This window comes from Acinetobacter sp. NIPH 298 (genome assembly GCF_000369505.1).
Taxonomy (GTDB): Bacteria; Pseudomonadota; Gammaproteobacteria; order Pseudomonadales; family Moraxellaceae; genus Acinetobacter.
This window is the reverse complement of the sequence record NZ_KB850056.1, coordinates 1-9,173: the sequence shown is the minus strand read 5'-3', so window position 1 is coordinate 9,173 and position 9,173 is coordinate 1. Positions and strand designations below refer to the sequence as shown.

The 9,173-nt window shown below is 35.2% G+C and carries 11 protein-coding genes and 1 pseudogene; 3 read left to right on the top strand and 9 right to left on the bottom strand.

Features of this window, described 5'->3' with window-relative positions; genetic code table 11:
- Positions 1-492 (bottom strand): hypothetical protein (locus F903_RS16225; protein WP_005198830.1); only part of this gene is annotated, 492 nt, incomplete at its 3' end.
- 223 nt (positions 493-715) lie between these two features.
- Here F903_RS16225 and F903_RS16970 point away from each other — a divergent pair.
- Positions 716-1,546 (top strand): annotated as a pseudogene (locus F903_RS16970) (MobA/MobL family protein); the annotation flags it as partial.
- A gap of 824 nt (positions 1,547-2,370) precedes the next feature.
- Here the strand turns inward: F903_RS16970 and F903_RS16215 are convergent.
- The gene (locus tag F903_RS16215) at positions 2,371-2,733 is read right to left on the bottom strand and encodes a hypothetical protein (protein WP_228128693.1); all 363 of its coding nucleotides are present in this window, start codon (positions 2,731-2,733) and stop codon (positions 2,371-2,373) included.
- A 326-nt stretch (positions 2,734-3,059) separates the two neighbouring features.
- Between F903_RS16215 and F903_RS16210 the strand changes: the two genes are divergently transcribed.
- Both F903_RS16210 and F903_RS16205 read left to right on the top strand, forming a co-directional pair.
- A complete protein-coding gene (locus F903_RS16210; RefSeq protein WP_005198827.1) occupies positions 3,060-3,248 on the top strand; it encodes a hypothetical protein in 189 nt (62 codons plus the stop codon).
- The gene (locus tag F903_RS16205) at positions 3,238-3,942 is read left to right on the top strand and encodes a hypothetical protein (protein WP_005198825.1); all 705 of its coding nucleotides are present in this window, start codon (positions 3,238-3,240) and stop codon (positions 3,940-3,942) included. The genes F903_RS16210 and F903_RS16205 overlap by 11 nt, the downstream gene beginning before the upstream one ends.
- A 45-nt stretch (positions 3,943-3,987) precedes the next feature.
- On the opposite strand, the gene F903_RS16200 is transcribed toward F903_RS16205, so the two are convergent.
- From F903_RS16200 to F903_RS16740, 7 genes are all read right to left on the bottom strand, one after another.
- Positions 3,988-5,151, bottom strand: coding sequence for a hypothetical protein (locus tag F903_RS16200; RefSeq protein WP_005198824.1), 1,164 nt, complete (start codon positions 5,149-5,151; stop codon positions 3,988-3,990).
- Positions 5,152-5,246: 95 nt separating this feature from the next.
- Positions 5,247-5,561, bottom strand: coding sequence for a BrnA antitoxin family protein (locus F903_RS16195; RefSeq protein ID WP_005198822.1), 315 nt, complete (start codon positions 5,559-5,561; stop codon positions 5,247-5,249).
- Positions 5,524-5,835 carry a BrnT family toxin gene (locus F903_RS16190; protein WP_005198820.1) on the bottom strand — a complete coding sequence of 104 codons (312 nt, stop codon included), beginning with the start codon at positions 5,833-5,835 and terminating at the stop codon, positions 5,524-5,526. The genes F903_RS16195 and F903_RS16190 overlap by 38 nt, the downstream gene beginning before the upstream one ends.
- A 218-nt stretch (positions 5,836-6,053) precedes the next feature.
- Positions 6,054-6,371, bottom strand: coding sequence for a hypothetical protein (locus F903_RS16185; RefSeq protein ID WP_005198818.1), 318 nt, complete (start codon positions 6,369-6,371; stop codon positions 6,054-6,056).
- Positions 6,372-6,720: 349 nt separating this feature from the next.
- Entirely contained in the window at positions 6,721-7,275 is a 555-nt protein-coding gene (locus F903_RS16180; RefSeq protein ID WP_171065308.1) for a plasmid replication DNA-binding protein, read from the bottom strand.
- A gap of 68 nt (positions 7,276-7,343) precedes the next feature.
- Positions 7,344-8,267, bottom strand: a complete 924-nt coding sequence (gene repM / locus F903_RS16175) for a replication initiation protein RepM (RefSeq protein WP_005198814.1) — start codon at positions 8,265-8,267, stop codon at positions 7,344-7,346.
- A 607-nt stretch (positions 8,268-8,874) separates the two neighbouring features.
- Positions 8,875-9,173: hypothetical protein (locus tag F903_RS16740; RefSeq protein ID WP_005198812.1), on the bottom strand; the 299-nt coding region annotated here is incomplete at its 5' end.

The window sequence follows — 9,173 nt, the reverse complement described above, 5'->3', positions numbered from 1 at the left end:
ACCAGTGACATCAAACAGCTTTTTACACATTGCACCCAAGTAGTAGTTTTCTCGATCTCGTTGTTTTTTTAGACTTGGATCGGGTTTATTTACTTTCGCATCGATACGCTTTTTCTGGTTTCTGAGTTTGATTTCAGCTTTCTTCTGATCCTGTTGTTGCAGATAGTTTTTTAAGGCATCCAGTTTTAAAAAATGTGCATCAATATCGGAACGCTTGGCTAAATCTAAAATGTCTCGTTCAAATTTTGTTGGCGTAGGCTGCGATTGAATTTTGGCCAAAGCTGCTATTTGTTTGAGATAGGCATTTTTTTCATAGCGACATTTTTTTATGAGAAGCCAGTCTGCTTCAGAAAAATCAGCCATGCTTTTTTTGCCTGGAAGGATGTCTAATAAGCGCTGTTCTATTTTTCTTTTGAAGGGCAGTTGTTGAATATGTTTGATCAGTTGTTTTACATCATCCAAAGTTAAAACCAATTTTTGACGACCAGCCATAAATGCTCCTAAAGATTCAACTATTTTTACCGTTAGTACAGTGAGCTTAACTTGTTATTGAAGTGAAATTAAAAATTAATTCTGTATGGCAGAATTAATTTTTATCTCGTCTCCCTGTCTTTTTTGCAAAACTATCCCTAGCGTGATAGTTTTGCAAAAAAGACAGAAGTCTTCGTCCTGCGGAGCAAAAGCAAAAGCCCCCGAAAATCGAGAGTAGCAATCAATGTTTTACATGGACATTCGGCATAATGTAAAGAAGGCGAATAGCAGCAAAAATACCTTCCATTACCTCACCAGGACTGGACATTTCTTGGCGAAAAAACAGGATGAAGAATTAGAGTTTGTCCGTTCCGGACATCTTCCTGCTTGGGCTAAAAATCGGCCTGCAGATTTTTGGAAAAGTGCCGATCAGCATGAAATTGAACGGGGTCGGACATCGACTGTTTTAACGGTTGCTTTGCCTAAAGAGCTGAACAGATTGCAGCGGATCGAGTTGGTCGAAGCATTTATTCAGGAATTTACCGACACGTATCAGTTTCCCTATACGGCAGCGGTACACCATCATGCCAGTGCTTTAACGGGTGAGGATCAACCGCATTTACATCTGATGTACTCTGAACGTAGCCTTGCCGATGGAATAGAACGATCACCGGAACAGTTTTTTAAACAGTACCGCCCCAAAAATCCACAGCAAGGGGGTGCACAAAAAATGACGGCCAATGCTTTGGGCCAGGGAAAGAATCAGGTGGTAATTTTTAGGCAAACGACCGAACAATTACTGAATGATTGTCTGCAGCAATATGCCCCACAGAAAACCATCATGCTTAATGGTCTAGCTTTAACGGTTGAAAATAAGGTTTCTTGTTTATCGAATCGGGATTACAACACACAGTTTGGTACCGATTTAAAAGATGTTCCGCAGATTCCAAGGTGGAAACTGTACAGTGCAGATCCCATTATTCAGCTCGACGTTCAGGCACAAAAAGAAACCATTCAAAGGATCCGAGAAGAAAATAAAATGGAGCTGTATAAAACAGCATATGAGAATGAGTTGGCTAAGTCTCAATTGGAACAAACACAATTACTCGGACAACGGTATGCTGATCGGAAAAAATACACGGATTTTGAACTGAATGAATTACAACGAACGATTGTGAAGGCTTGCCAAGGGGCTTCTTATCACGAATCGTTTTTAAAGATGCATCAGCAAAACTGTACGATCATGAATCGGCTTTTAGAACGTTCAGCATTTGGCTCTGTTTGGATAGAATTACAGAAACAGGCGTTGTTAAAAGATTTTAGCTGTGAGCAATTAATTGTTTCTGGGGCGACGTTTATTCAGATCAATTTACAGGATGCGGAGCCATCGGCTTGGGACAAGCTTGATCAATATTGTTCGAACGAAGATAACCAAGAATATTTACGTTATTTTTTAAGAAATCTAAGCCAATTTATTCAAAAGCTAGCCAATTTTGATGACAGCCGGAGTCTAGCGTTCGATACGAACTTTAGTTATCAACTCTATGCATGGCAACGCAATGATATACAGCGAAATTTTGAGGGGAAACAGGTTGAAATGCGAGGGTTTATGCAGCTTTATGAGGGTTTTATCGCACCGCTAGCGAGTCGTTATTTTACTGAAGATTATGAATTAGATCAGCAGCATAATCTTAAAAAGTTTAAAGAAAGAGATGATCTCATCATTGAGGCGTTAAATACTCACCTTGAACCCCAGATTCTAGATGCGGTTGAAGTCAATCAGCTCAAGAAAAATGAGTCATCCCATGACTGGAATGGACCAGGGTTTTAGGAGATTAAAATAAATGAACTATTTTTCCATATTGAAGCTGTAATCTTTTAAAAAAGCTAAAAATTATTTCAGATCACATATTTTCGTTTTAGTGCAAAAGCATCTTGTAGAGCATTATGGGGGATTCTTGACTCTGCTGCTAAACTCGCATCGCTGTTCCAAAGCTCCATTGTCAATTTTGGAGTAATCATACAACTACCTTGTTTAATTATGAGTGAAGTTAAAAACAATGAAAAATCTTCTGGCCAGTCAGCAACTATATGTATATTTTCATAGCGATTTAGAAAATTAAATAATATGTTTTGAAACTCTTTTAAATCAATAGCTTGTTTATTTAAAATAGGGATAACATTATCAAGTACCCATGCAGTGGGATTTATACATGGTAAAACTTCGTAAAAGTATCTTTCATTTTCATCAACAAGTGCCATCGAGATAAGTTCTCCACCAAAACCATTAAATTCACAATCTAGAAATAATTTCATGTTCACAATGACCGTATTTATTGCAATGATTTTACTTAAAACCAATTGAAAAATAGTGAATTAGACAGCTAATCGCATCATTTTTATATCAATTCTATTTATTGATACGCCATAGATTTGACTTTATAGCTCCCATTTTTGACTTCGCATAAGAGATTTTATGTTAAATCTATAACAGGAGTAAGTATTTAAAAAATTCAGAATTATACAAAAGCCGTACTCTTGGGTATTATAGTACTCAATCTAGCTTCCTAACTGTAATGGAGGTGTTTATGTCATATTTCACAGTTAAAGATTCTCAAAGAGCTAAAATTCCTAAAGGTAGAGCTGTAGAAGTAAAAGTGTTGAATTTTTCAACACCAATTGCTAAAAGTGCTGTTGAATCTTATACACTTGATTTAAAACGTGTTAATAATGCTTTTAATGATTCACTAAAGCGTCATCATATACATGCCGGATAATCAACAAGAACGTAATCCAAGATATAGTTGGGTCTTTCACGAACTTACCAAAGATGATGGTGAGGAAAATGATCTTGTAAGCTATATTGCCTATTGTTTGTATAAACAAAGAAAAGTAGATTTTTTTAAGTCAAAAGGTGGGAGCCCCACCCAACAAGAAGTCGAATCATTTAATTCAGTATATTTAATTCCTTCCCAATTAGATGGGTTGAGGAATGAAGCAGAAAAAATTTTAACAGATGTCTTAAATAATATTTATTCTGAAAAAGTTAAAGACGTTGAGAGAAGCTTGGAAAGTTCTTTTGCAGCTGAATTAATTAGAAAAATTGATACTTTCATGTCTACAATTCAGTCAAACCATTCACTTCTTGATACTGAAGTGAAGGCTAGTTTCTCCTCTTTAAAAACTTTAGTTGATACATCTAAAAACTCTTTAGAAAATGTAGTCGGTACAAAAATTACGGCTTTAGAGACAAAAGTTAATCTTAATCATGCAACTATCGATCAAGAAATCAAAGAGTTTAATAAGCGTGATGGTTGGTATTGGACTAGAGAAATTATAAAAGGTGCGGGAATTACTGTAGTGGCTACCTTATTTGTCTGGGGGATAAGTTACGCATTAATTGGAAAAGCATTGTTAGGTAAGTTTGAGAATGACAATGTTCCAGCTCCTTCCACCCAAACACCTCCTTAAAACTACATATGTATCCTCCTATAAAAAGGGGGATACAGAATATAATTATTTCATAGCTTCGGACTTTATCCACTTTGAGATTGCTGTTTTAGCTATGCCTAACATTAATTCATAAGTGGGACATAATTCTGATTTATAGTGATACGAAATAGGATCATATGTCTCGATTACTTCAAAAAATTTATTAAAACTTGCTTCTGGATGTTTATGTGGTGGCTGAGTTCCTTCATGAACAAAACGACTACGATATTGATAGGCATTTCTAAGAATTTTCTCTATTTCTTCTTTTTGCATCTTTGAGGGATGTTTGCTTCTTTGCATAAAATCATTCCACTCTCGATCCATAAACGCATACCTACTTTTTACTATATTTTCCCATTCTTCAGAGGGGCTATAGGTCACAATAAATTCAATAAACCTATCGCTGAGATACTTATCTCGTCCTCTAATATCTTTGTATTCGACTAATAGTTCTTTAAATAATGGATTACTACGAGCAAGTTTTTCCCATTCTTTTTCTTTCTCGTGTTTTTTAGACTTTCTTTTAATAGCCTTCTGTGAAACTGCCTCAATGGCCGAAATTAGTAATAAATAGGCTAATCCAAAGTCGTCTCTTTTTACTAAAATCGAAAGTTGTACTAAGCGAATAACTTCTAAGGCAAATACATACAGGTTTTCATCAATTTTTTCTAAGTTGCTTATTAATTCTTGTATTTCCTTTATAAATTGATCTTCAGTAGCCTCTTCTAATCTACTGTCATGTGCACCAGGACCTGCACATAAGAATGGTAAGGTGAACGCCATTTCTTCGAGACAATGACTAGGGATGTTTTCTAGAGACTCTATACGTAAGCCATAACCATCTCGTGGACTTTTTACAGATCTTAAAGTTACGAAACTGATTAATGCACTTAGAGCTTCTCCAAATAAATGAGGATGATCAAATGCAGCCTCATTTACCCAAGAAGGATTTTTCACAAAATTTAAAAGAGATTTTTTTGCAGCAGGAAGTATTACTTCGACAGACGGATAAATAGTAAATTTTTCAAATATCCAAGGTTTGGTAATATGAAAAGTAGTACTTAGACAACTAAAAGTTTGTTTTTCCTTATCAAAGATATGTCCTTGATTTTTTTTATGTAAGTCTTCTCGTAAGTAATAGACACATTCGTTAAACAAGACATGATCTGCTAAAACGGCTCTACTCATTTCCCCTCCTATTAAATAATTTAGTTAAGATTCGCTAAAATTAACATAATACGGATTATACGAAGTCAAAAATGGGAGCTTATAGCTCCCATTTTTTATGGATGATTCTTTAGTTCATTCAGCATGGCATCACGCAGAATTTTGTTCATTCGTGTCTGGTAGCCTTTGCCTTGGGCTTTCAGCCACTGCATGACATCTGCATCGATGCGAACCGTAGTTACTTGTTTAGTCGGCTTGTAAAAAGGATTCTGCACTGCATTTTTCCAAAAACTTTCATCAAGTTCAGGAATGTCTGAAAAGTCTATTTCACTGTTTGGGCGTTTAGCTAAAGCGTCAAGTCTTGCCTTTTGTTCTTCAGATAAAACAGGAGGGTTATTCAAATCCACTTTGTAAGTAACGGTTTTGTTCATACTGTTTCCTCTCTTTTTTCTCTGCCTGTCGTGCTGAAATAATACGGATATGATCAATCCCATTATGATCTTGCACAGTGTGGGCTACTAATAAAACTGTCTGCCCGTGTACGAGACCTATCGCTTGCCAACGATATTCACCATTCTCAAAGCGATCCTGTTTGAAGACGGCATGAGCATCATAAAAAACCAATGTTGCATCTTCAAAAGCTACACCATGTTTTTTGAGGTTGGTTTCTGCTTTATGCTCATCCCATGAAAACTCAATTTCCATAGTTGCATCGCTTTTTGTTAATATAAAAATGTTAATACAAAATTGTAAATTTTGCAAAGTTCTTCCATTTTTTATTGGCAAAAGCTTACAGAATCGAACATAAAAAAGCCGACTTGTTTCAAAATCGGCTTTTGGGGCATTTTTAGATTTTTATGACTTAAATAAGTATCTGATATTTATATTAATATACAAGTGTACTTCGTATAACCGCCATTATGTTAAATGGAGTCTTTATGAGAAATTACTAATCTATGTTTGTTTGAGATTGAAGTATATTTAAAAAAATTAAGTTGTTTTTTTAAATGCATAACTTCATCTTCTAGTTTTTTGATTTGTTGATCTCTTTCGTCCCGTATAGGGGAACTAATTTCACCAAATTTTTTAACTAACTGGCTATATTCAATCAAGTTATTGTAGTCAAGTTCGAAATCTCCGCTTTTTATATATTTAAGTATAGTCGAGCGAGGTTTTCTATACGCTATAGCAGCATCACTGATCGAAAATTTTTTTAAAAAGTGATGATGTTGACCTATCATATTATTTCACTTAAGACATTATTGATTTGGTATATATATGTTAATGAAATTAACATATATAAGATATAAATCTTCAATCATTGTTGGTTGATAATTGAACGTTTACTTTAAACATAACCTACTCTGATAATTTTTCTATTATTAAATCAATACGCTTTTAAGAATTTATATTATTAACATAATACACCTTATGCGAAATCGTCTGTATTAATTGTTTTATTTCAATAAGTTGTAATCCATAAAAAAGCCTAGTTTGAACAAACTAGGCTTTTTTATGGATTCTTCACGTTCCACGCCTAGTATTTAACCTTTGTTCCACAGTTTTGATTAGCTCCAGTCAACAATACCCTCACCCATTCGGCAAGAAAAAGCGACTGAGGAAGCCTCTTTTCGGCTGCTCTGGTTCAACCTGCTCCGGCACGGGAATACGCTTATTCTCTGTCTGTTCCAGAGTAGTCAATCCCTCATGTTTAGCTTCTGCTTTGTCCTGTTCTGGAGCTGTTTTGGCCATATTGGGCTGTACCAGTTCTTGATCGGTAAACGTAGTCATATGGGGTTTTGGAGCTTCTAATAAGCGTTGTATCGCTTCGATTTGATTATCTTTTGTTGCTAGTTGTTCTCTTTGAAAAATTTCTCGTTCATGTGCAAGTTCTAGCTGTTTTTTTAGTATGTCTACCTGCTGTTTTAGCATGTCTACTTCTGTCTCTTTTTGTACCGAAGTATACTGTAACGTGGTTACATTATTATTTTTGTGTGAGGGTTCTCCAAACACACGTATTGCTTCTGAAAAATCAATTTTTCCATCACTATTTTTAGATAAATCCCCTTTATTAATACGCTTATAAATGCTTTGGCGATTCATTCCATATAGATTAGCCAACTCAATAACAGACAATGCTTTCATCATGTAACCCAAGTAAAAAAGTGTATGTCAGTAAACATTAGGTAGTCATGTAACGTTACATGACTATTTTAACGATATCCAACTTTTTTAAGATATGGATAGAGTTCTTTAAATCGTTCAGGATCTTGTAGCATTTCGGCAATACGAATAGCAAATTGCTGGAAGCTTTCTGTGCCCTGAGAATATTTACCCATACTAGGAAGCTCTGAAAGCTTATTAGCAAACATATGACGTTGAGCATCTGTCATTTTAAAACATAGATCTACTGTGTCTAAATTTATGGTGTTAATTAGTTCTTGGTTTACAGATTTTTTTTGTTGGAGTCTGAATGAGAAACCAGTGATAGAACGCCCTTTTTTATGCTGTTCTACTTCAACTGTAATATCTGTGTGCTCTTTAATTTGCTTAATTGAAGGATCTAATACGCGTTTTTTAAAATCATGCATTCGATTGTATTCAGTATCTAGTACACCAATCTGTTTTCTAAAATCAATTAATTCTATTACTGGTGTTTTCCCAGTGCTTCTCCATGCAATCAAAATTTCATATAAACGTACAGCATATCCTGTACTTAGATAGCTAATTTGTTTCATTTCATAGCTTGTAAAATGTTTTTCAAGCCTTGTAATTAAAGGAATTATGGCTGGTGAAAATATAAGCTCAACACTTGCTGTATTATCGATATAAGCAATTTGTGAAACCCATCTACTAGTGATGTTTGCTACCCCTTTGGGACGTTGTTCTTGATAGCTAAATTGACGAGCGAATAGATCCTTACAAGCATCTTTTAGGGCTTGATAAGCGGTATTTCTATGTACATTGAATTGGTTTATATAACTTTCAGCATGAACTGTCAGGGGATCATTCGCATTAATACCTTTCCCACTTTCTCTAGCTTCCATGATCGCAAGAAGAATTAAGCGTTGTTCGACTAGGTCTAAATTGTAACTAGCATTAATTAAAGCATTATCTTTTACTATTAGCTCTTTCATAGCACTTTGTTTTTATGAGATAAGACGACAATAATATATTATGTCGTCTTATGCAAGGTAAGTGTCGTCTTATTGCAAGGTAAGTGTCGTCTTACTGCAAGGTAAGTGTCGTCTTATTGCAAGGTAAGTGTCGTCTTATAAGGCTCGAAAGACTTACTACAACTGGGCTATAGCCTATTCAAAAGCATTTAAAAGCTTAAAAAATAATTAAAAGCCCGACTAAAGAAAAATTGCCCTATGTTTTCGCTCTGCTCAAACTCTATTGAACTTCGCTTTCGCTCAGTTCGAAGGGGCAATTTTTTTCTCATACCGAATTCAATTTTTATAGTGAAAAAAGCACAAGCAAAAGCAACAACAAAAATGGATTCGCTTTGCTCATAACCCCTTTTTACTCGCGATGCTCGTTCTAGCGTCAAATTAAGCCCATTTATCCATAATTTTTTGAACTCAATTTATAAAAAAGCAGTTTTTCAGGGAGTCTAGGCGCGACTTTTCAGTGTGCCACTCGTAGACACTCGTTCAATACGTCCTATTTGACGCATATTGAATCTTTTCTGCTTTACGCATAGTTTCATGTTATTCAGATTAAAAGTGGCTAAAACGAGCGCTATGTCGCTTTAAATGGATTTCTACTGTCCTGCTCAAACCCCTCTACTGTGGTTTTGAGAATTTCATTTCGTACATGCCTCTCAGCAGTTCTTATTTTTTGATCTTCAGTCATTTGATTTTTTTCGATTAGAACAGCCGTTGCTGCTGTATCGATAAAGATTTGTTCTAGGCGTTTTAAGTCATTCGATTGATTGGCATGAAAACCAGTGACATCAAACAGCTTTTTACACATTGCACCCAAGTAGTAGTTTTCTCGATCTCGTTGTTTTTTTAGACTTGGATCGGGTTTATTTACTT